17 protein-coding genes are annotated in these 20,602 nt (G+C 62.9%); 8 read left to right on the top strand and 9 right to left on the bottom strand.

Annotated features, from left to right (window positions below; translation table 11 throughout):
- Positions 1–47: 47 nt before the first annotated feature.
- From EV669_RS05785 to ispH, 4 genes are all read left to right on the top strand, one after another.
- The gene (locus EV669_RS05785; protein WP_054284606.1) at positions 48–983 is read left to right on the top strand and encodes a bifunctional riboflavin kinase/FAD synthetase; all 936 of its coding nucleotides are present in this window, start codon (positions 48–50) and stop codon (positions 981–983) included.
- Positions 980–3,763: an isoleucine--tRNA ligase gene (gene ileS, locus EV669_RS05780; protein WP_132098134.1), complete on the top strand. Its 2,784-nt coding sequence runs from the start codon at positions 980–982 to the stop codon at positions 3,761–3,763. Before EV669_RS05785 ends, ileS begins: the two co-directional genes overlap by 4 nt.
- Positions 3,756–4,259, top strand: a complete 504-nt coding sequence (lspA, locus tag EV669_RS05775) for a signal peptidase II (protein WP_132098133.1) — start codon at positions 3,756–3,758, stop codon at positions 4,257–4,259. Before ileS ends, lspA begins: the two co-directional genes overlap by 8 nt.
- A gap of 73 nt (positions 4,260–4,332) precedes the next feature.
- Positions 4,333–5,268 (top strand): 4-hydroxy-3-methylbut-2-enyl diphosphate reductase, encoded by a 936-nt coding sequence (gene ispH, locus EV669_RS05770; RefSeq protein WP_132098132.1) that lies wholly within the window; start codon positions 4,333–4,335, stop codon positions 5,266–5,268.
- 54 nt (positions 5,269–5,322) lie between these two features.
- Here ispH and EV669_RS05765 read toward each other — a convergent pair whose 3' ends face one another.
- Positions 5,323–6,108: a substrate-binding periplasmic protein gene (locus EV669_RS05765; RefSeq protein ID WP_132098131.1), complete on the bottom strand. Its 786-nt coding sequence runs from the start codon at positions 6,106–6,108 to the stop codon at positions 5,323–5,325.
- Between the two features lie 123 nt (positions 6,109–6,231).
- On the opposite strand from EV669_RS05765, the gene htpG reads away from it, so the two are divergent.
- The gene (htpG, locus tag EV669_RS05760; protein WP_132098130.1) at positions 6,232–8,136 is read left to right on the top strand and encodes a molecular chaperone HtpG; all 1,905 of its coding nucleotides are present in this window, start codon (positions 6,232–6,234) and stop codon (positions 8,134–8,136) included.
- A 57-nt stretch (positions 8,137–8,193) separates the two neighbouring features.
- On the opposite strand, the gene EV669_RS05755 is transcribed toward htpG, so the two are convergent.
- The gene (locus EV669_RS05755) at positions 8,194–9,120 is read right to left on the bottom strand and encodes a bestrophin family protein (RefSeq protein WP_054284612.1); all 927 of its coding nucleotides are present in this window, start codon (positions 9,118–9,120) and stop codon (positions 8,194–8,196) included.
- Between the two features lie 107 nt (positions 9,121–9,227).
- Here EV669_RS05755 and EV669_RS05750 point away from each other — a divergent pair, with 107 nt between their 5' ends.
- Entirely contained in the window at positions 9,228–9,707 is a 480-nt protein-coding gene (locus EV669_RS05750) for a hypothetical protein (protein ID WP_132098129.1), read from the top strand.
- 74 nt (positions 9,708–9,781) lie between these two features.
- Here the strand turns inward: EV669_RS05750 and EV669_RS05745 are convergent, their stop codons facing one another.
- The 6 genes from EV669_RS05745 to aceB all read right to left on the bottom strand — a co-directional run bounded on the left by EV669_RS05745 (position 9,782) and on the right by aceB (position 15,878).
- Complete coding sequence (locus tag EV669_RS05745) at positions 9,782–10,390, bottom strand: glutathione S-transferase (protein WP_054284614.1); 609 nt, start codon at positions 10,388–10,390, stop codon at positions 9,782–9,784.
- Between the two features lie 98 nt (positions 10,391–10,488).
- Complete coding sequence (locus EV669_RS05740) at positions 10,489–11,184, bottom strand: SIMPL domain-containing protein (RefSeq protein WP_054284615.1); 696 nt, start codon at positions 11,182–11,184, stop codon at positions 10,489–10,491.
- Positions 11,185–11,350: 166 nt separating this feature from the next.
- A complete protein-coding gene (locus EV669_RS05735; RefSeq protein ID WP_054284616.1) occupies positions 11,351–12,145 on the bottom strand; it encodes an ABC transporter ATP-binding protein in 795 nt (264 codons plus the stop codon).
- The gene (locus EV669_RS05730; RefSeq protein WP_132098128.1) at positions 12,142–13,041 is read right to left on the bottom strand and encodes an ABC transporter permease; all 900 of its coding nucleotides are present in this window, start codon (positions 13,039–13,041) and stop codon (positions 12,142–12,144) included. Before EV669_RS05730 ends, EV669_RS05735 begins: the two co-directional genes overlap by 4 nt.
- A 66-nt stretch (positions 13,042–13,107) precedes the next feature.
- Positions 13,108–14,073 carry an ABC transporter substrate-binding protein gene (locus tag EV669_RS05725; RefSeq protein ID WP_055433118.1) on the bottom strand — a complete coding sequence of 322 codons (966 nt, stop codon included), beginning with the start codon at positions 14,071–14,073 and terminating at the stop codon, positions 13,108–13,110.
- Positions 14,074–14,282: 209 nt separating this feature from the next.
- The gene (gene aceB, locus EV669_RS05720; RefSeq protein ID WP_054284619.1) at positions 14,283–15,878 is read right to left on the bottom strand and encodes a malate synthase A; all 1,596 of its coding nucleotides are present in this window, start codon (positions 15,876–15,878) and stop codon (positions 14,283–14,285) included.
- Between the two features lie 104 nt (positions 15,879–15,982).
- On the opposite strand from aceB, the gene EV669_RS05715 reads away from it, so the two are divergent.
- Together EV669_RS05715 and EV669_RS05710 are read left to right on the top strand one after the other, a co-directional pair.
- Positions 15,983–16,879 (top strand): LysR family transcriptional regulator, encoded by an 897-nt coding sequence (locus EV669_RS05715; RefSeq protein WP_054284620.1) that lies wholly within the window; start codon positions 15,983–15,985, stop codon positions 16,877–16,879.
- 249 nt (positions 16,880–17,128) lie between these two features.
- Positions 17,129–18,523 (top strand): amino acid permease, encoded by a 1,395-nt coding sequence (locus tag EV669_RS05710; protein ID WP_132098127.1) that lies wholly within the window; start codon positions 17,129–17,131, stop codon positions 18,521–18,523.
- Between the two features lie 631 nt (positions 18,524–19,154).
- Here EV669_RS05710 and aceA read toward each other — a convergent pair.
- Positions 19,155–20,453: an isocitrate lyase gene (aceA, locus tag EV669_RS05705; RefSeq protein ID WP_054284622.1), complete on the bottom strand. Its 1,299-nt coding sequence runs from the start codon at positions 20,451–20,453 to the stop codon at positions 19,155–19,157.
- Positions 20,454–20,602: the final 149 nt, after the last annotated feature.

Raw genomic sequence — 20,602 nt, 5'->3', positions numbered from 1 at the left:
CGCGCCTGCCGCTAGAATCGAAAGTTTCCATGAAACGCTGACGGACAATGCAGGTATATTTCGGCAATCCGCACCGCTTTGGTCTGTCTGGCTGTGCGCTGACCATAGGCAATTTCGACGGTGTCCACCTGGGGCACCAGAAGATGCTCGCCCGCCTGCGGGACGAAGCGCGCGCGCGCGGACTGCCCTCCGCGCTCCTGACCTTCGAACCCCACCCTCGCGAATTCTTTGCAAAGGGCCTGCCGCCTGCCCGGCTGTCTACCTTGCGCGACAAGCTCGGTTATCTTGATGAGCGTAAGCTGGTGGACCGGGTGTTCGTCTACCGTTTCAACCACGCCTTTTCCCGCATGTCCGCCAGCGATTTCATCAGGACCGTGTTAGTGGAGGCCCTGCAGACGCGTTACCTGCTGATTGGCGATGATTTCCAGTTCGGCGCCGACCGAAGTGGCAATTTCGAATTACTGGCTGGTTGTCCTGACTTTGTCACCGAGGCGATGCCGTCGGTCCTGGTGCAGGGGGAGCGAGCGTCCAGCACCCTGGTTCGGGAGCGACTGGAAGCCGGTGATCTGGAGGCTGCTGCCCGGCTGCTTGGCCGGCCATATCAGATATCTGGGCGTGTAGTGCACGGCCGCAAGCTTGGCCGAACGCTGGGCTTTCCCACGGCAAACGTCCATCTTCCCCACCGTCGACCGGCGCTTTCGGGCGTGTTTGTCGTCAGCGTGGACACCCCTTTCGGGGTGGTGGGAGGCGTGGCCAGCCTGGGGCTCAACCCTACGGTGAGCGACACGCCGGAGTACAAGCTAGAGGTCCATCTCTTCGACTTCGGCCATTCTCTCTACGGACAGCGCATCCGGGTGCGCTTCCTGAAAAAGCTGCGCGATGAAGCGCGCTACGAGACTCTTCCGGACTTGGTCGCGCAGATCGAGCGCGATGCGGACCAAGCCCGAACCTATCTCTCCAGTTTGCAACGAGAAAACGCATGACCATCGACTATCGCAAGACCGTAAACCTGCTGGATTCGCCGCTGCCGATGCGTGGCGACCTTGCCCGGCGCGAGCCGGGCTGGATCAAGCGCTGGCAAGACCAGAAACGCTACGAGAAGCTGCGCCGACTGGCGGCAGGTAGGCCCAAGTTCATCTTGCATGACGGTCCGCCGTACGCCAACGGGGACATTCATGCCGGTCATGCGGTGAACAAGGTACTGAAGGACATCATCGTCCGCTCCAAGACGCTGGCGGGCTTCGATGCGCCCTACGTGCCGGGCTGGGACTGCCACGGCCTGCCGATCGAACTGATGGTGGAAAAACTGCACGGGAAGAACATTCCTGCTGCCAAGTTCCGCGAGCTCTGCCGCGAGTATGCCCATGAGCAGATTGCCCGCCAGAAAAAAGACTTCATCCGTCTGGGCGTGCTGGGCGACTGGGACAACCCCTACCTGACGATGGACTTCAAGACCGAAGCCGACATCGTGCGCACGCTGGGCAAGATCTACGAGAACGGCTACCTCTTCAAGGGGGAAAAGCCGGTGCACTGGTGCATCGAGTGTGGCTCGGCACTGGCCGAGGCCGAGGTGGAGTATGAGGACAAGAACTCCCCGGCCATCGACGTGGCCTTCAGGGTGCTGGATGGCGACCGCCTGGCTGCCGCCTTTGGTCTACCCGACAGCGTGGACGATGGCTATGCGGTGATCTGGACCACCACACCGTGGACGTTGCCCGCCAACCAGGCAGTTTCCGTGAGCCCCGACCACACCTACCAGTTGATCGACACGCCAAAGGGCAAGCTGATTCTGGTAAAAGAGCTGGCCGAAAGCGCTCTGGCCCGCTATGGCGTGGAAAACGCCCATGTGCTGGGCGAAGCCAGTGGTGAGACGCTGGATTTGATCCGTCTGCAGCATCCTTTCTATGACCGCACCGTGGCCATCATCTGCGGTAGACATGTCACCACCGATGCCGGTACCGGCCTGGTGCACACCGCGCCGGCGCATGGTCTGGAGGACTTCCAGATCGGTCAGCAGTACGGGCTGCCGGTGGAGAATCCGGTGGCAGACGACGGCCGCTACAAGTCCAGCACGCCCCTGTTTGCCGGACTGACGGTGTGGGAAGCCAACCCGAAGGTCATCGAGGTGCTGGAGGAACGGGGAGCCCTTCTGGCCAACGTACGGCTCAAGCACAGCTATCCGCATTGCTGGCGCCACAAGACACCGATCATTTTCCGTGCCACAGCACAATGGTTTATCGGTATGGACAAGGCCGGCAACGACGGCCAGACGCTGCGCACCAAGGCCAACCTTGCCGTGGAGTCCACCGAGTTCTTCCCCGCGTGGGGGCGGGCGCGTCTTGAGGCCATGATTGGCAACCGCCCTGACTGGTGCGTCTCGCGCCAGCGCAACTGGGGTGTGCCGATGACCTTCTTCGTACACCGTGAATCCGGCGAACTGCACCCACGGTCGGCCCAGCTGCTCGAAGAAGTGGCGCTGCGGATCGAGCAACAGGGCATTGAAGCCTGGTTCAGCCTGGACCCGGCCGAACTGCTGGGCGAGGAGGCCACCGAGTACCGCAAGCTGACGGATACGCTGGACGTATGGTTCGACTCGGGCTCGACGCATTTTGCAGTGCTCAAGCAGCGCCCGGAGCTGGCCTGGCCGGCCGACCTGTATCTGGAAGGCTCCGACCAGCACCGAGGATGGTTCCAGAGCTCGATGCTCACCGGCTGCGCCACCAGCGGTCGTGCGCCCTACAAACAGCTGCTCACGCACGGCTTCGTGGTGGACGGCGAGGGCCGCAAGATGTCCAAATCGCGCGGCAACGTCGTTGCCCCACAGAAGGTCAACGACACGCTGGGCGCCGACATCCTGCGGCTGTGGGTGGCGCAGACCGACTATTCGGGCGAACTGGCCTTCTCGGACGAGATTCTCAAGCGGGTAACCGAGAGCTATCGCCGCCTGCGCAACACCCTGTGCTTCCTGATGGCCAATCTGTCGGATTTCGATCCGCTGGACGACGCGTTGCCGTTCGAGGCGCTGCTGGAGGTGGACCGTTATGCGGTGCTGCTGGCCAAGAGCCTGCAGACGCGCGTGGCGGGCGAGCTCTACAGCCGCTATGCCTTCCATCACGTGATGCAAGAGCTGGTGAACTATTGCTCGGAAGACCTGGGCGCCTTCTACCTGGACGTGCTGAAGGATCGCCTCTACACCACCAAGGCCAACAGTGCGGCACGTCGCAGCGCGCAGACCGCGCTCTATCACATCACCCGCAGCCTGCTGCTCCTGGTGGCGCCGGTGCTGTGCTTCACTGCCGAGGAAGCCTGGGAAGTGCTGACACGCAGCGAGGAGGAATCCACCCTCTACCATACTTGGCACGAGTTCCCGATGGTGGAGGCCGAGGCCGAGTCGGCGCTGCTGGAAAAGTGGAACACTATCCGCGCCTTCCGGGCCCAGCTGAACAAGGACATCGAGACCCTTCGCACCGACAAGAAGATCGGCTCCTCGCTGCAGGCCGAAGTGGACATTACGGCAGATAACACGCTGTATCCCTTGCTGGCCAGCCTGGGGGACGACCTGAAGTACGTGCTGATCGTGTCCCGCGCCACGCTCGCGGCCGGCACGGAAACTTCCGTCACGGTCACCCCGTCTGAGCATGCCAAGTGCGATCGCTGCTGGCACTATACGGCCGATGTTGGAACCCATTCCGGTCATGGCGCCATCTGCGGTCGTTGCGTAGACAACATCGACGGACAAGGCGAGGTACGCACGCATGCATGATCTGGCTTCGGCACCGGTAGGGCGGGCCGAGAAGGGGCGTTGGTTGAGGTGGCTGCTAGTGGCGGTGGCGATCATCGTGGTCGACCAGTGGAGCAAGATCTACTTCAACGGCCATTACCAGTTTGGAGAGGTCCGGCCTGTCGTGCCCGGCTTCTTCAACTTCACGCTGCTCTACAATCCCGGGGCGGCCTTCAGCTTCCTCGCGGGGGCTGGGGGCTGGCAAAAGCACTTCTTCACCCTGCTGGCCTTCGGTGTCTCCAGCTGGCTGGCATGGAACGTGGTGAAGGGGCGCTTCTCGGAGATGATGAACCTGGCGGCCGCCTTCATCGTGGGCGGGGCGCTGGGCAACGTCATCGACCGGCTGGTGCATGGCCATGTGATCGATTTCATCCAGCTCTACTACCGCGACTGGTACTATCCCGCCTTCAACCTGGCAGATAGCTTCATCTGTGTCGGTGCCGTGCTGATGGTGATCGATAGCTTCCGCAAGCCCTGAACAGAGCGGCTGCAGAGGGTTGGCCGAAGGGTGCTTCGGCCAACCCTGTTTCATGTAAAACGCAAGGAATGCGATGAACAAGACCATCATGCTCGCCAACCCCCGTGGCTTCTGCGCCGGGGTGGACCGGGCCATCGCCATCGTCGAGCGGGCGCTGGAACGCTACGGCGCCCCGATCTATGTGCGGCACGAAGTGGTGCACAACCGTTTCGTGGTGGACAACCTGCGTGACAAGGGGGCCATCTTCATCGAAGAGCTGGACGATGTGCCTGCGGGCGCCACGCTGATCTACTCGGCCCACGGTGTGCCCCAGTCGGTGCGCCACGAGGCCGAGTCGCGCGGCTTGCGTGTGTTCGACGCCACCTGTCCGCTGGTGACCAAGGTGCATGTGGAAGTGAAGCGGATGCATAAGGCTGGCATGGAGATCATCATGATCGGCCACGCCGGGCATCCCGAAACCGAAGGCACGATGGGCCAGGTGTCGGACCGCATGTATCTGGTGCAGAACGTGGAGGAGGCCGAGGCCCTGCAGGTGAGCAACCCGGAGGCATTGGCTTACGTCAGCCAGACCACGCTGTCGGTGGACGAGACCCAAGACATCATTGCCGTGCTGCGCCGCCGCTTTCCGCAGATTGCCAGCCCCAAGAAGGACGACATCTGCTACGCGACACAGAACCGGCAGGATGCGGTGAAGACCTTGGCCGAAGCCTGTGACCTGGTGATCGTGGTCGGCTCACCCAACAGTTCCAATTCCAATCGCTTGCGCGAAGTGGCGGCCCTGCGCGGCGTTGAGGCCTACATGATCGACAACGCCAGCCAACTGGACCCGGCCTGGCTGCAGGATCGCAGACAGATCGGCGTGACGGCCGGCGCCAGTGCCCCCGAGGTCCTGGTGCAAGCGGTGATCGAGGCCATCCGCAACTATGGCGGTGCCACGGTGACCGAGCTGCCCGGTGTGGAAGAAACCACCTCCTTCGCCTTGCCGCCTGCGCTGCGGCAACCGGCCTGAGGACAGGCAACTTCGTTAAAAACCCCGCTTCGGCGGGGTTTTTAACGGGCGATGTCAGCGGCTGCCTTCTGCCAGCTCCGCCTGTTGACGCCATTCGCCAAAGCCCTGACCGGTATGCTGACGGTAGAGGGTGTCGAAACGGCCACTGCGCCGCATCGCACGCAGCACCCGGCTGAGCCGTGGCGCCAGTGCTGCGTGCGGCCGGGCCAAGGCAGCATACAGGGGCTGCGCATTCACCAGCGGGCGTAGTGCGCGCAAAGGCAGGCCGAGGGCGCGGTTGCGTGTTTCGAAGTCCACCAGGTCCAGGAACACCACGTCTACCCGCCGGTTTTCCAGCTGCCGGTAAGCCTGCACCGGTGAGAAGGTCATGCGCGCCCGTGGAGCAATGAAACGGGCAAGGGCCTCCGGATACACGTACCCTTCCACGGTACCAACCAGGCTGCTGCGGAAGGTTTCCAGCCCGGTGAAGCGTTGCCAAGGGGCGTCACGGTGCACGATAGCCGCAAGGAGCCAGTATTCGGTGGGTTCGCGGGTGGTCGGCAGGTCCGGCAGCTCATTGGCCAGCACGAAGAGCTTCATGTCCATCGTACCCAGCCGTACCTCCTCCGAGCAGCGGTTGTACGAAATCGGCAGAAACTCCACCGTGTGGATGCCCAAGTTGGCCAGTGCCTCGCGATAAATGTCCACGCTGGGTCCGGTGACGCTGGTGCCCGCCACAAAGGCATGGGGAGGCCAGTCTTCCAGGCAGATGCGGAAGGGGCGGCTCCAGGCGTGCACGGGAGACAGCAGGCAAAGGATAAACAGCCAGGCAGCCAGGCGGTAGCAGCTGGACGGGTTCATGCAGTCGGTCAGGGGGCGTTTGGGGAGGACAGCTTACTCGAATCATGACAGAGGGGTTGAAAAAAGCGTTTCCGCCCCGATGTCAGCCGTCGTTCCTGTTAACCCTAAACAACAGACCCGACCATGAGCGTACAGAAAGAAACCCTGGGCTTTCAGACCGAAGTCAAACAGCTTCTGCACCTGATGATCCACTCCTTGTACTCCAACAAGGAGATCTTCCTTCGGGAACTCATCTCCAATGCTTCCGATGCCGCCGACAAGCTGCGCTTTGAAGGGTTGGCCCACCCGGAACTGTTCGAGGACGATCCGGAACTACGCATCCGCATCACCTTTGACAAGGACGCGCGCACCATCACTCTCTGCGACAACGGCATCGGCATGAGCCGTGACGAGGTGATTGCCAACATCGGCACCATCGCCAAATCCGGCACCAAAGCCTTCTTCGAGCAGCTTTCTGGCGATGCCAAGAAAGACGCCAACCTGATCGGCCAGTTCGGTGTGGGCTTCTATTCCGCATTCATCGTCGCGGACACCGTGACACTGACCACACGCCGTGCCGGCCAGCCGGCCAGCCAGGGCGTGCGCTGGACCTCGAAGGGGGAAGGTGAGTACACGCTGGAGACGGTAGAGCGCGCCCAGCGGGGTACCGAGATCGTCCTGCACCTCAAGGAGGGCGAGGACGAACTGCTGAACGATTGGACGCTCAAGCGCATCGTGCGCACCTACTCGGACCACATCTCGATCCCGATCGAGATGAAGAAGGGCAACAGCTACGGCGAGGACGGCGAGGTCATCGTCAGCGACGAGTTCGAGGCCGTCAACGAAGCTTCTGCCCTGTGGACGCGTAGCAAGAACGAAATCACCGAAGAGCAGTACAAGGAATTCTACAAGCACGTCGCTCACGACTTTTCCGACCCGCTGGCCTGGAGCCATGCCCGGGTGGAAGGCCGCCAGGAGTACACCGAGCTGCTGTACATCCCGTCGCGCGCACCGTTCGACCTGTGGGACCGCGAGCGCAAACAGGGCGTGAAGCTGTATGTGCGCCGCGTCTTCATCATGGAGGACAGCCACAAGCTGATGCCACAGTACCTACGCTTTGTGCGTGGCGTGATCGACAGCAACGACCTGCCGCTGAACGTGTCGCGCGAGATCCTGCAGGCGTCGAAGGACATCGACGCCATCCGTTCGGGCTGCGTCAAGAAGGTGCTGGGTCTGCTGGAGGATCTGGCGGAGAACGACAAGACCAAGTACGCCGACTTCTGGCAGGAGTTCGGCCAAGTGCTGAAGGAAGGCGTTGGCGAGGATTTCGCAAACAAGGAACGCATTGCCAAGCTGCTGCGCTTCGTGTCTACCGTCTCCGAGTCCGATGTGCCCGAGATCTCGCTGAGCGACTACATCGGCCGCATGAAGGATGGACAGGACAAAATCTATTACATCACCGCCGACACGCTCTCGGCCGCACGCAACAGTCCGCATCTGGAAGTGTTCAAGAAAAAGGGTGTGGAAGTACTGCTGCTGACCGATCGTGTGGACGAATGGGTGGTAGGCTCGCTCACCGAGTTCGACGGCAAGAAGCTGCAGTCGGTGGCCAAGGGCGCGCTCGATCTGGGAGCGCTGGAAGACGAAGCCGACAAGGCAGCGCAGAAGCAGGTGGAAGAGGCCGCCAAACCGGTGGTGGAATTGGTGCAGAAGGCGCTGGGTGAGCGGGTGGAAGCCGTGCGCGCCACAGCCCGGCTGACCGACAGCCCGGCCTGCCTGGTGGTGGGCGAGCACGACATGAGTGCGCATCTGGAGCGTCTGCTCAAGCAGGCGGGGCAGCCGGTGCCCGAGGGCACGAAGCCCACGCTGGAAATCAACCCCGAGCATGTGCTGGTGAAACGCCTGGCCGAAGAGCAGGATGAAGCCCGGCGCACTGATCTGGCGCATGTGCTGTACGATCAGGCGCTGTTGGCCGAAGGCGGTAAGCTGGACGACCCGGCCACCTTCGTGAAGCGGATCAACAAGCTGATGCTGGAGCTCTCTGCCTGAGAAGCACTCCGCACCACGACAAAGCGGGCCTTGGGCCCGCTTTTTTCATGTCTGCATTCACAGCAGCACGTCGCCCACCGGACGCGGCGCTTCGGCCAACGGGGCTACCCCCACCAGCTCGCATACCGAGGCTTCGATCGTATAGCACATCGCACCCAGCGCCAGGTCGTTGGGCTCTTCGCCGAAGGGTTCCTCGATTTCCTCTGCAATCGCGTCCAGCGCCAGAAAGGCATAGGCGACGAAACCGGCGATCAACGGCGTCAGCCAGCCGATGCTGCTGGCCAGGCCTAGCGGCAACAACAGGCAATAGCCCATGACGGTACGGTGGATCAGCACCCGGTAAGTGTAGGGAATCGGGGTGTTGGCAATGCGCTCGCAGCCGCCCAGCACCTCCGACAGGGTATTGAGTGTGAGGTTGAGCGATTGTAGCTGCAGGTCGGTGATTGCTCCTTGACGCCAGAGTGCGGCCACCTCGTGTCCGAGGAACAGCAATACCGCTGAAGGCTTGAAATGTGCACTGCCGATGCCGGCCATCGCCTCGGGCGGCAGACGCTGCACAAGGTCGGCCGAAGCATCGCTGCCGCGCAGCTGGTGCTTGAGAGCCAGGGAAAAAGCCGCTACGCCGCGTGCGATCCGCGTGCGCGCTTCGGCGTACTCCGGACTGGGGGCGAAACTTGCCACCTCCCGTACCAGGGAACGGGAAAAGATCACCAGCGTGCCCCAGAGCTTCCGGGCTTCCCAAAAGCGGTCGTAGCTGGCGGTGTTGCGAAAGCCGAGAAAGATGGCAAGGGCTACCCCCATCAGGGTGAAGGGGGGAATGCCAAGCGCGGAGCCGGCATGTTCGGCCAACCACCAAGGGCTGCACAGGACGCTGATCACCGACACCAGCAGTACCCACAGCAGTCGCCACCCCAGGCGTTGCAGTACCGAGCCTCGCCAAGTGAAGAGCAGGTGCAGCCAGTGGTGATGAGAGCGGACGATCATGGCGGGAAACCGGGCAAAGAAGCCGATGATACCAGCGTTTGTATTCGCTCCGGACAGGCCCCGGGCTTGCTTGTGGCTTCGGGAAGGCTTGTGATGGGAGGTTCCTTATGCCACGACGACGTCACACACTGCTTGGGCGGCTGGTGCTCTATCTGGGTTGGATGGGGGTGGGGCTGCTGGCCGCCTGTCAGGTGCGGGCGAGCCCGCGGGTGTTTTATCTGCCGCCAGCGACCCTCCAGTCTGGGTGCGGATGCAGCTTTCACGTACCGGCGCAGGCCGGTGCGAGGGGCCAGGCCGTGCTGCAGTGGCTGCAGGGACAGCCTGCCCTGATGCGCATCGACCAGCGCTTGGTCCGGCTGCAGCCCTTGCCGGCCCAGGGGGTCCCCGAGGTGGACCAAGCTCCGGGCACCAAGCGAACCTATACCCTGACCGCTCCCGGCATCCGGGTAACGGCGGACTGTACCGCCTTGCAAAGCTGCGCCGGCGGGGCTCCGGGCTGCGAAGCAGCCAGCTACCGGGTGCGACTTTCCGTGGTCAGCGCTCAGGGGAGGCGTGTTCTGCCTGCATGGGGCTCTTGCGGCTGCTAGTACCTGGTGAGGGGCGTGCGCAGGCAAGAAAAAGCCGGCCTGCGCCGGCGGGGAGGGGGCTGTGCCTTGTTTCTTCAGCGAGGGGGAAGGGTATCGAGAAAACTTGGGCGGGCGGCCAAGCGTTCGGACAGAGCCTCGAGATTGGGATAGCTGGTGCGCCATTCGACGTCGGGGAAGCGAAAATCCAGGTAGCCCAGGCAGCACCCCACTGCGATGTCAGCCAGGCTGTAGCTGTCGTTGTTGCACCAGGTGCGTTCGCCCAAGTCGCCGGACATGGCTGCGAGCGCACGGTTGATCTTGGTGTACTGGCGGTCGATCCAGTCCGGGTCCTGCTTCCCTTCGGGGCGCTTGCGTTCCAAGAAGACGGCCACAGCGGCGTCACACAGGCCATCGGCCAGTGCTTCCCAGCGGCGGGTCGCAATGAGTGGCCGGTTTTCCTGCGGCAGAAGGCGGGACACCGGGGAGATGTTGTCCAGGTACTCGACGATCACGCGCGAGTCGAACAGCGTGCTGCCATCATCCAGAACCAGCACGGGCACCTTGCCCAGCGGATTGTAGTCGGGCACGTGGGTGTCGGCGTTCCAGGGAATGTCTTCTTCCAGCGGGCAGTCGATCTTCTTTTCGGCCAGCACGATGCGCACCTTGCGGGCGTAGGGGCTGGTAAGGGAGGCGATCAGTTTCATGGCTGGTCTTGATCTCGGGAGGGCCACACGGTTCCGGCCCGGGTTGGGGATGCAGCCGTTACTTTACCGCACCGCCACCGGGGCCGGGTAGTCGGCAATCAGCGCAGCTCGGCCTTGCCGTTGACCTGCAGCTGGATGAGGCTGCGTCCCGGCTGCCACTCAGGGGCGGCCACATCGGCCGCAGCACTCTCCATCCGCGCCTTGGCCTGCATCATCATCGGGCGCACCATCGGGGGCGCACTCTGGCCCACCTCCAGCGATTTCAGGCTGACCGTGCTGCGCCCCACTGCCCGCGCGGTGGTTTGCGCCTGGGCCTGCAGGGCCGCGATGGCTTCGGGCAGAAGCTGGTTCTCGGTGGCGCGGCGGGCTTCATCCGATACGCTGAACTGTACACCCTCGAGCAGCATGCGCTTTTGCAGGCGCGCTACCAGCTCGGTGGTGGGCGTCAGCTCACGGCTCTTGAGCATCAGCTCGGCACGGCCGGTCCATCCTTGGATGCGGCCGTTCTTGTCGTATTCGGGCCAGGTGCTGTAGCTGCCGCTGCTGGCCGTGACCGCGGGGAACTGGCGGGCTTCGGCCAACCCTTCCTTCAGTTGCTGGTTGAGGCGGTTGGCCAGCTGGGCCGGGCTGGCCTGCCGCTCCTGCACATAAAGGGTGGCACTGATCTGGTCGTTGGCCACTTCGCGTTGTGCACTGGCTGAGAGGGTCAGTTCGATCGGGTCAGCGGCCAGCGCGCCGGCGGAGGTCAGCGCCAGGGCGGTGGAGAGGGCAAGCAGGGGGAGCCGGAGATGCATGGTTATTGTCCTTTCTGGTGGGACGGGCCTGCCGTCTGCAGGCGGGCCCAGGCATAGGACCGTGCCTAGGGGTAGACGGTTCCACACGGTCGACGTGGCTATTGTGCGGCAAGCGACCGCGCGGCAGCCAGCGCGCGCGTCCAGACGCGGCCTGCCTGATCGGCGGTCAGCCCAGCAGTAGGGCGTCGTCGTCCAGTTGCTCCCCGCGTGTGCGCTCGAACAGGTGCAGCAGGTCCGGTACATCCAGGCGCGCCCGCTCCTCGCCGGCCACGTCCAGTACCACCCGACCCTGATGCAGCATAACCGTGCGGTCGCCATGATCCAGCGCTTGGCGCATGGAATGGGTGACCATCAGCGCCGTCAGGCCATTCTCGCGGACGATGGTGTCGGTCAGCGCCATGACGAAACTGGCGGTTTTCGGGTCCAGCGCGGCCGTGTGCTCATCCAGCAGCAGCACCTTCGACGGCTGCAGGGAAGCCATCAGCAGGCTCACCGCCTGACGCTGTCCGCCGGACAGCAGGCCCATGCGGTCACCCAGGCGGTTTTCCAGCCCAAGCTTCAGCGTGGCCAGCCGGTCTCGGAACAGAGCCCGGTCGGAGGGGCGCACTGCCCGCCCGAGGCCACGCCGCTGGCCGCGCTGCAAGGCCAGTGCCAGGTTTTCCTCGATCGTCAGGCCTTCGCAGGTGCCCGCCAACGGGTCCTGGAAGACTCGGGCGACGCTGCCGGCGCGCTGCCAGGCATTGAGCCGGGTCACGTCCGCACCGTCGATGAACAGCCTGCCGCTGTCGGGAGTGATGTCGCCGCTGATGGCGTTGAGGAAGGTCGACTTGCCGGCACCGTTGCTGCCGATGACGGTGACGAACTGGCCGTTCTCCAGCGTGAGCGACAATCCGCGCAGCACCGGGTTCTCCAGCGGCGTGCCACGGTTGAAGGTCTTGAAGAGGTTGTCTGCGCGGATCATGATGCGGTCCTCTTGCCAGAACGCAGTGAACGTTTCAGGCGAGGCAGCACCAGTGCCAGGCCTACCAGTAGGGCGGTGACCAGGTTGAGGTCCTGCGCCTGCAGCCCCAGAAAGTCGGCATTGAGTGCCAGGGCGATCAGCAGACGGTACAGCAGTGCGCCCAGCACCGTGCCCAGCGTGATCAGCCACAGGCTGCCAGCGGGCAAGAGGGTTTCGCCGATGATGACGGCGGCCAGGCCTACAACGATGGTGCCGATGCCCATCGAAACGTCGGCACCGCCTTGGGTTTGTACATAGAGTGCACCCGCAACGGCAATCAGCGCGTTGGAAAGAGCCATGCCCAGCAAGGTCATCCGGTCAGTCGAGATGCCCTGTGCTCGCGCCATGCGGGCATTGGCGCCGGTGGCACGCATCGACAGCCCGGCCTGCGAGGCGAAGAACGCATCCAGTGCCAGCTTGGCCACCACCACCACCGTGGCGAGCAGTGCTGGCTGCATCAGCCAGGCATTAGCGCCATCCGCATCAATCAGCGGGGCGAACACCGTGGGCGAGCCGATCAGGGGCACGTTCGGGGCGCCCATGATCCGCAGGTTGATCGAGTAGAGGGCAATCATCACCAGAATGCTTGCCAAAAGCTGCAGGATGCCCAGCCGGACATGCAGCCAGGCCGTCAGCCAGCCGGCACAGGCGCCGGCCGCGGCAGCCACGGCGCAGGCCAGCCAAGGGTCATGCCCGCCAGCGATGAGGGTGGCGGCCACCGCACCGCCCAGCGGGAAGCTGCCGTCTGCGGTCAGGTCGGGGAAGTTCAGGATGCGGAAGGAAATCAGCACGCCCAGCGCAACCAGCGCAAAGATGAGCCCGATCTCCATCGCGCCCATGAAGGCGATCAGGGTCATGTCGGTCTTTCAAATGAAGCGGCCGGACCCGCAGTCCGGCCATGTCGCGAGGTTCGGCCAACCTGTTTACTTGATGGTTTCCTTGGCTTCCTTCTGCAGCGCTGCCGACAGCGGCACGCCTTGCTTCTGGGCAGCGGCAGGGTTGACTACCAGGGACAGCGCTTCGCCCGTCTGCGGTGCGATCGTGCCCGGCTTCTCGCCCTTGAGGATGCGGACCACGATCCGGCCGGCCTGGCGCCCCATGTCGTAATAGTTCATGCCCAGGGCCGCGATGGCGCCGCGCTTGACCGAGTCGGTGTCGGCGGCCACCAGCGGAATCCGGTTCTGGTTGGCTACGGCCACCAGCGATTCATAGGTGGAGACCACGTTGTTGTCAGTGCTGGTGTAGATGGCGTCCACCTTGCCTACCAGATTCTTGGCGGCCGGGGCCACGTCCACGGTACGCGGTGCGGGGGCCTCCACCAGCGTCATGCCCTGTTGCGTCAGGGCAGTCTTCATTTCCTTCATTACCGTCACCGAGTTGATCTCACCCGGGCTGTAGATCATGCCGATGCGCTTGGCCGAAGGCTTCACCTTCCGGATCAGCTCGATCTGGGGTGCCAAGGGCAGCCGGTCTGATACACCGGTCACGTTGGTGCCGCTGGCTTTCCAGCTGGGCACGAGCTTGGCTGCCACCGGGTCGGTCACGGCGGTGAACACCACCGGGATGCTGCGTGTGGCGGCCACGACGGCCTGCGCGCTGGGCGTTGCGATCGCCACGATGGCATCGGGTGCGTCACCCACGAACTTGCGGGCGATCTGCGCCGCGGTGGCCGGATTGCCCTGTGCGCTCTGGAACTGGTACTTCACCTGTTTGCCCGGTTCAAAGCCGCTGCTCTTCAGCTCGTCCTCCACCCCCTTGCGCACCGCGTCCAGCGCAGGATGCTCGACGATGGCGGTCACCGCCACGGACTTCATGTCGGCTGCGAGGGCGGGAGTGAGAAGGGCGGCCAGCGTTGCGGCCAGAAGGGTACGGGAAGTCTGCTTGATCATCGTTGAGCCTCGGACGAAAAAAGGGCGGCATGCTGCCAAATGGGTGGTTTGCGCAATATTATTCCATTGGATAAAGAATTTCTTCCGTAATTAAGCAATAAAATTCCAATAAAAAAATTTTGGAGACAAAATATTCTAATTATTCCAGCTGAAAATATAAAAGGCGGCCCGAATCGGGGCCGCCTTGGTGCAAGCTGGCAAATTTTCGCTCAGTCGATGTAGTCGTAGCCGGGCAGGGTCAGGAACTCCACGAACTCATCCGACGTGGTCAACTCGTCGAACATGCGCGAGGCATCTTCATACTGCTTGGTCCAGCGGTTACCGTACTCTGCACGCAGCTTGGTCACCTCGTCCGCTGTCAGGGCGCGGAACAGCTCTACCGTCACCTTGCGTCCGTCTTCGAGCACGCCCTTGGGCGAGCGGATCCACTGCCAGATCTGCGAGCGCGAGATTTCCGCCGTGGCGGCATCTTCCATCAGGTTGTGGATCGGGACGCAGCCGTTACCGGAAATCCACGCGCCCAGGTACTGGATGCCCACATTGATGTTCATGCGCAGGCCGGCTTCGGTGATGGGGGCCTCGGGCTGGAAATTCAGCAGGTCGGCAGCACTGACCACCACGTCATCACGCTGCTTTTCAATCTGGTTGGGGGCGTCGCCCAGTACCGCGGTGAATGCCTCGTTGGCGATCGGCACCAAGCCCGGGTGTGCTACCCAGCCGCCATCGTACCCGTCAGTAGCATCACGCTCCTTGTCGGCGCGTACACCGCCCAGGGCCTTTTCATTGGCGGCCGGGTCGTTCTTGATCGGGATCAGCGCGGCCATACCGCCAATGGCGGGGGCATTGCGCTTGTGGCAAGTCTTCAGCAGCAGCAGCGCGTAAGCGCGCATGAAAGGGACGGTCATGGTGATGCGGGCACGGTCGGCCAGGCAGAAATCGCGGTTCTGCTTGAACTTCTTGATGCAGCTGAAGATGTAGTCCCAGCGGCCAGCGTTGAGGCCGGAGCTGTGCTCGCGCAGTTCGTACAGGATCTCGTCCATCTCGAAGGCTGCCAGGATGGTCTCGATCAGTACGGTGGCCTTGATCGTGCCCTGCGGGATGTTCAGCGCCTTCTGCGCAAACACGAACACATCGTTCCACAGCCGTGCTTCCAGATGGCTTTCCATCTTTGGCAGGTAGTAATAGGTGGCACTGCCGTTCTCAACCAGATAGTGGATGTTGTGGAAGAAAGACAGGCCGAAGTCGAACAGCGCGCCGGAAACGATCTGGCCATCCACCTTCATGTGCTTTTCCATCAAGTGCCAGCCACGCGGGCGCAGGATCAGGGTAGCGATGGTGTCGTTGAGGCGGTACTGCTTGCCTTCCGGGCTGGCGAAGCTAATGGTCTTGCGGTAGGCGTCGCGCACGTTGATCTGGCCGGCTACCTGGTTTTCCCAGCTCGGGCAGTTGGAGTCCTCGAAGTCGGCCATGAAGCTCTTGGCGCCCGAGTTTAGGGCGTTGATCATCATCTTGCGATCCACTGGGCCGGTGATTTCCACCCGGCGGTCCAGCAAGTCCTGGGGCAGGGGCGAAATCTTCCAGTCACCGCTGCGGACGGTAGCGGTTTCGGGCAGGAAATCCGGCAGGCGGCCGGCATCCAGTTCGGCCTGACGCGCCACGCGCGCCTCCATGCGCTCCCGGCGACGGTTTTCAAACTCGCGGTGCAGGCTGGCCACGAAGGCGAGGGCGTCATGGGTGAGGATGGCTTCGAATTCGGGGTTGACCGGCGCGAGGATTTCCACGCCTTGCGGAAGCTTGAGGGCCATGGTGCGTTTCTCCAGTGTTGAGGTGTGATGCAGGCAGTTTAAGTATGTTTTAGTTAATGAAAAACGCCTAAAATCGCATATCAATTTTTACTTTCAAGTATCTAATGGACGCCTTCAAGCAGCTGGAAACCTTCGTGGCCGTGGTGACGCTGGGCAGCCTCTCGGCGGCGGCCCGGCAGGAGGGCGTGGTGCCGGCGGTGATCGGCCGCCGTCTGGACGCGCTGGAAGAACGCCTAGGCGCGCGCCTTCTAGTCCGCACCACGCGCAGCGTCACGTTGACCCAGGAGGGTAGCGCTTTCTTCGAGGACAGCCAGCGCATTCTCAGCGAGCTGGCCGAGGCCGAGGCTGCGGTCGCTTCGGGCAGCGGGCGGGCACGCGGTCATCTGCGACTCTCTGCCCCCGCAGGCTTCGGGCGGCGTCATGTGGCCCCGCATCTGGCAGCCTTCCAGCAACAGCATCCGGACATCCGCATCACCCTGGATTTGTCGGACCGGCTGGTGGACCTCGCACGCGACCGCATCGACTGCGCCATCCGCATCAGCGATCTTGCCGATTCCTCGCTGGTGGCGGTGCGTCTCGCGGAAAACCGGCGGGTGGTGGTGGCGTCGCCGGCCTATCTGGCGCGGCATGGTATTCCGCATTCTCTCGAGGATCTGCAGCATCATGCCTGCCTGTCACTGGGCGAAAGCCAGAGCCGCGGCTGGACCTTCCGCGTCGATGGGGAACTCGTCAACCTCAAGGTGTCGGGCATGCTGGAGTGCAATGACGGTGCGGTCCTGCACGACTGGGCCCTGCAGGGGCTGGGGCTGGCGTGGCGTTCGCTTTGGGAGGTAAAGGACGATCTCTCCGACGGCCGGCTGGTGACGGTGCTGGATGCGTATTCGGCTGCTGATTATCCCGTCTACGCGGTGGTGCCGCAGCGGCGCTTCCTGCCGGTTCGGGTACGCCGCTTCATCGATCATTTGCGCGCGGTGTATGCCAGCCCAGGTTACTGGGATTGACAGGGTTGGCCGAAGGCCCCATGCCATGCAGGCTTTTTGGGGGCGTGCATCCTTTTTTGACTGATCTGCCTCAAGAGAACGGGCGTTACGCAGTGCAGCGCTTGAGGTATCATGCCGGCCTTCTGCGGCAGCCAGGGCTCGAACCCGGCGCACGCTGGAACAGTCGACAAAACATTCCCACCGCAAAGCGATGCCCGCCTTGTGCGGGCATTGGCTTTTCGACCGGGACAAGACAGGGACACGGACCTAATGAGTTTGCTACGCAAGAAAAGCGTGCAGGGCATGTTGGAATTTGCCCGCATGTCGCACGGCCTGCGCAAGGAGCTGAGCGCATTCGACCTGACCATGCTCGGCATCGGTGCCATCATCGGCACCGGCATCTTCGTTCTGACCGGCACCGGTGCCACGGTGGCGGGCCCCGGGCTGGTACTTTCCTTCATCATCGGCGCCATGGCCTGCGGCTTTGCCGCACTCTGCTATGCGGAATTTGCCGCGATGTTGCCGATCTCCGGCTCCACCTACACCTATGCCTACGCCACTCTGGGCGAGCTGGTGGCCTGGATCATCGGCTGGGACCTGATGCTGGAATACCTGCTGGCCTCCTCGGCGGTGTCGGTGGGCTGGTCCGGCTATTTCCAGAGCCTACTGGCAGGCTTCGGCCTGCACCTGCCTGATGCGCTGACGGCTGCGGCCGGTGCGCGTCCAGGCGTGGAGACCGTCTTCAATCTCCCGGCTTTCGTAGTGGCCCTGCTCATCACTACGCTTCTGGCCTTCGGCATTCGCGAATCCAAGCGCGTGAACAACTTCGTCGTTTTCATCAAAGTGGCGGTCGTGGTCCTGTTCATCGCTGTGGCGGTATGGCACGTGAAGCCGGTCAACTGGAGCCCTGCACTGCCGTACGGCATGAGCGGCGTCTTTCATGGCGCGGCCATCGTGTTCTTCAGCTTCCTGGGGTTCGACGCCGTGACCTGCGCCGCCGAGGAGGTCAAGAATCCCGAGAAGGACATCCCTCGCGGCGTAATCTGGTCGCTGGCGATCTGCTCGCTCTTGTACGTGGTGGTCTCGGCCATCATGACCGGCATCGTGCCGTACATGGACTTCAAAGGTATCGACCATCCCGTTTCGCTGGCCCTGCAGGTAGCCAAGCTCGACTGGTTTGCGGGCTTTGTGGACCTGGGCGCTATCCTGGGCATGCTGACGGTGATACTGGTGATGACCTACGGCCAGACCCGTATCCTGTTCGCCATGTCGCGTGACGGTCTCCTGCCCAAGTTGTTCTCCGAAGTACATCCCAAGTATGGTACGCCCTACAAGGCCACCTGGCTCATTGGCACACTCATCGCCCTGATCGCCGGTTTCGTGCCGCTGGGCACCCTGGCCGAGCTCGTCAATATCGGTACGCTGGCCGCTTTCAGCCTGATCGCCGCAGCCATCATCATCCTGCGCCGGCGCGAGCCCGACCTGCCGCGCAAGTTTCATTGTCCGGCGGTACCCGTGGTGCCGGCACTGGCCATCGTGTTCTGCGTCTTCCTGATGACGCAGCTCTCCGCCCTGACCTGGCTGTGCTTCGTCGTATGGCTGCTGATCGGCCTGGTCGTTTACTTCGGGTACTCGCGCAAGCGCTCACACCTGCACAAGGCCTGAGCCTTCCTCAAAAGCCGGGCGATGCCCGGCTTTTTTGCGATCGTTGTCTGTCCCTCATGTCTGGGCGGCTTGCCCGCGCCGCCTGTCGCAAGCGTTGCCCGCTGTCCTATCTCCCTTGGGGACCCACAGGGATATCGCCACGCGGCCAGAAGGTATCGACGGCTCGAGCAGGCTCTCTCCCTAGGCAGGCCGTTTTGTGGGTCTCTTTAGCTGGCACCTCCCGCCGTGCCCGCCTCGTAGGGCTCTCCAGCGCTCTAGTGTCGGCAGCTTGCCCGGGTACATACTCCGGGGCCAGATTTACGGCAGGGAGCGGGGCCGAAGAAGGCGAAGGGCGCCCGGCAGCCAAGCCAGCCTGTGCGTTCAGGAATACCCGCCTTCGCCCACTTTCTCGCGCCAGTGTCGACAGAACAGTCCAACCCGGGAGCGGTGCCATCTGCAAGGCAGTTGGGGGGGGCTATTCAGGGTTGTATGGTGGTAGACAAGATTTATCCAGCCAGGCCGGCAGAGGGGCCTGACTGCTTGCCGGCGGGGCAAAGGTTGGCCGAAACGGACGGCTCCACAATGAAAAACCCCCGCCGAGGCGGGGGCCAGATGCAGACGGCAGGGTCGAATTGCCGTTTGATTGCAAGGCTTAATGGAACTGTTCTTCTTCGGTGGAACCGGTCAATGCGGTCACCGAGGATTTGCCACCCTGGATCACCGTGGTGATGTCGTCAAAGTAGCCCGTACCCACTTCCTGCTGGTGCGACACGAAGGTGTAGCCACGCTCGCGGGCGGCGAATTCCGGCTCCTGCACCTTCTCCACGTAGGCGGACATGCCGCGTGCCACGTAATCTTGTGCCAGATCGAACATGTTGTACCACATGTTGTGAATGCCGGCCAAGGTGATGAACTGGTACTTGTAGCCCATTGCACCCAGTTCGCGCTGGAACTTGGCGATGGTGGCATCGTCCAGGTTCTTCTTCCAGTTGAAGGACGGCGAACAGTTGTAGGCCAGCAGCTTGCCCGGGTGTTTGGCATGCACGGCTTCTGCAAATTTCTTGGCAAACTCCAGATCCGGCGTGCCAGTCTCGCACCAAACGAGGTCGGCGTATTCGGCATAAGCCACAGCGCGGCTGATGGCCTGCTCCAGACCTTTCTTGGTCTTGTAGAAGCCTTCGGCAGTGCGCTCCCCGGTGAGGAAGGGGCGGTCACGCTCGTCGCAGTCACTGGTTAGCAGGTCGGCCGCTTCGGCATCGGTACGAGCGATCACCAGGGTCGGCACGCCGTAGACGTCGGCCGCCATGCGTGCGGCGATCAGCTTCTGTACGGCTTCCTGCGTCGGAACCAGCACCTTGCCGCCCATGTGACCACACTTCTTCACGGAAGCGAGCTGGTCTTCGAAGTGCACGCCCGAGGCACCGGCGCGGATCATGGCCTTCATCAGCTCGTAGGCGTTCAGCACGCCGCCGAAACCGGCTTCGGCATCGGCCACGATGGGGGCGAAGTAGTCGGTGAAGCCAGCGTCACCCTGCTCGATGCCCTTGGAATGCTGGATTTCGTCTGCGCGGGTAAAGGCATTGTTGATGCGCTCCACCACCTTCGGCACCGAGTCCACCGGATACAGCGACTGGTCCGGGTACATGGCCGAGTATTCGTTGTTGTCGGCGGCTACCTGCCAGCCCGACAGATAGATGGCCTTGATACCGGCCTTCACCTGCTGCATTGCCTGGCCGCCGGTCAGTGCGCCCAGACAGTTGATGTACGGCTCGTTGTTGACGAGGTTCCACAGCTTTTCGGCACCACGACGGGCGAGGGTGTATTCAACCTGGACCGAGCCGCGCAGGCGCTCCACGTCGGCCGCGGTATAGCCGCGCTTGATGCCCTTCCAGCGCGGATTCTCGTCCCAGTCTTTCTGAATAGCAGCGATGCGTTGTTCGCGAGTAGTCATGCTGTAACCCTTCTCGATATGTTTCTCTATCGGTGCCGGAAACCGGCGCTCTGCCTTGATCTCGACCGCCTGCTTTAGCGGGGTCTTTCTTGTCTGGCGACGGGGTGGACGTCGCCGTCCCTGTGGCGTGCCCGAACGGCTCGGATGGA

Origin of the sequence: Gulbenkiania mobilis, assembly GCA_004346645.1 — a bacterium.
Classification (GTDB): domain Bacteria; phylum Pseudomonadota; class Gammaproteobacteria; order Burkholderiales; family Chromobacteriaceae; genus Gulbenkiania; species Gulbenkiania mobilis.
The sequence above is the reverse complement of the archived record's forward strand: the minus strand, read 5'-3'. Positions and strand labels throughout refer to the sequence as shown.

Excerpts from the sequence above, each read along its gene's own strand:
- htpG (WP_132098130.1), top strand. The coding sequence starts at position 6,232 with ATGAGCGTACAGAAAGAAACCCTGGGCTTTCAGACCGAAGTCAAACAG.
- EV669_RS05735 (WP_054284616.1), bottom strand. The coding sequence starts at position 12,145 with ATGATCCGCGCAGACAACCTCTTCAAGACCTTCAACCGTGGCACGCCG.
- EV669_RS05740 (WP_054284615.1), bottom strand. The coding sequence starts at position 11,184 with ATGCATCTCCGGCTCCCCCTGCTTGCCCTCTCCACCGCCCTGGCGCTG.
- aceA (WP_054284622.1), bottom strand. The coding sequence starts at position 20,453 with ATGACTACTCGCGAACAACGCATCGCTGCTATTCAGAAAGACTGGGAC.
- EV669_RS05730 (WP_132098128.1), bottom strand. The coding sequence starts at position 13,041 with ATGACCCTGATCGCCTTCATGGGCGCGATGGAGATCGGGCTCATCTTT.
- lspA (WP_132098133.1), top strand. The coding sequence starts at position 3,756 with ATGCATGATCTGGCTTCGGCACCGGTAGGGCGGGCCGAGAAGGGGCGT.
- EV669_RS05750 (WP_132098129.1), top strand. The coding sequence starts at position 9,228 with ATGCCACGACGACGTCACACACTGCTTGGGCGGCTGGTGCTCTATCTG.
- ileS (WP_132098134.1), top strand. The coding sequence starts at position 980 with ATGACCATCGACTATCGCAAGACCGTAAACCTGCTGGATTCGCCGCTG.
- EV669_RS05715 (WP_054284620.1), top strand. The coding sequence starts at position 15,983 with ATGGACGCCTTCAAGCAGCTGGAAACCTTCGTGGCCGTGGTGACGCTG.
- aceB (WP_054284619.1), bottom strand. The coding sequence starts at position 15,878 with ATGGCCCTCAAGCTTCCGCAAGGCGTGGAAATCCTCGCGCCGGTCAAC.
- EV669_RS05710 (WP_132098127.1), top strand. The coding sequence starts at position 17,129 with ATGAGTTTGCTACGCAAGAAAAGCGTGCAGGGCATGTTGGAATTTGCC.
- EV669_RS05765 (WP_132098131.1), bottom strand. The coding sequence starts at position 6,108 with ATGAACCCGTCCAGCTGCTACCGCCTGGCTGCCTGGCTGTTTATCCTT.
- EV669_RS05755 (WP_054284612.1), bottom strand. The coding sequence starts at position 9,120 with ATGATCGTCCGCTCTCATCACCACTGGCTGCACCTGCTCTTCACTTGG.
- EV669_RS05745 (WP_054284614.1), bottom strand. The coding sequence starts at position 10,390 with ATGAAACTGATCGCCTCCCTTACCAGCCCCTACGCCCGCAAGGTGCGC.
- EV669_RS05785 (WP_054284606.1), top strand. The coding sequence starts at position 48 with ATGCAGGTATATTTCGGCAATCCGCACCGCTTTGGTCTGTCTGGCTGT.
- EV669_RS05725 (WP_055433118.1), bottom strand. The coding sequence starts at position 14,073 with ATGATCAAGCAGACTTCCCGTACCCTTCTGGCCGCAACGCTGGCCGCC.
- ispH (WP_132098132.1), top strand. The coding sequence starts at position 4,333 with ATGAACAAGACCATCATGCTCGCCAACCCCCGTGGCTTCTGCGCCGGG.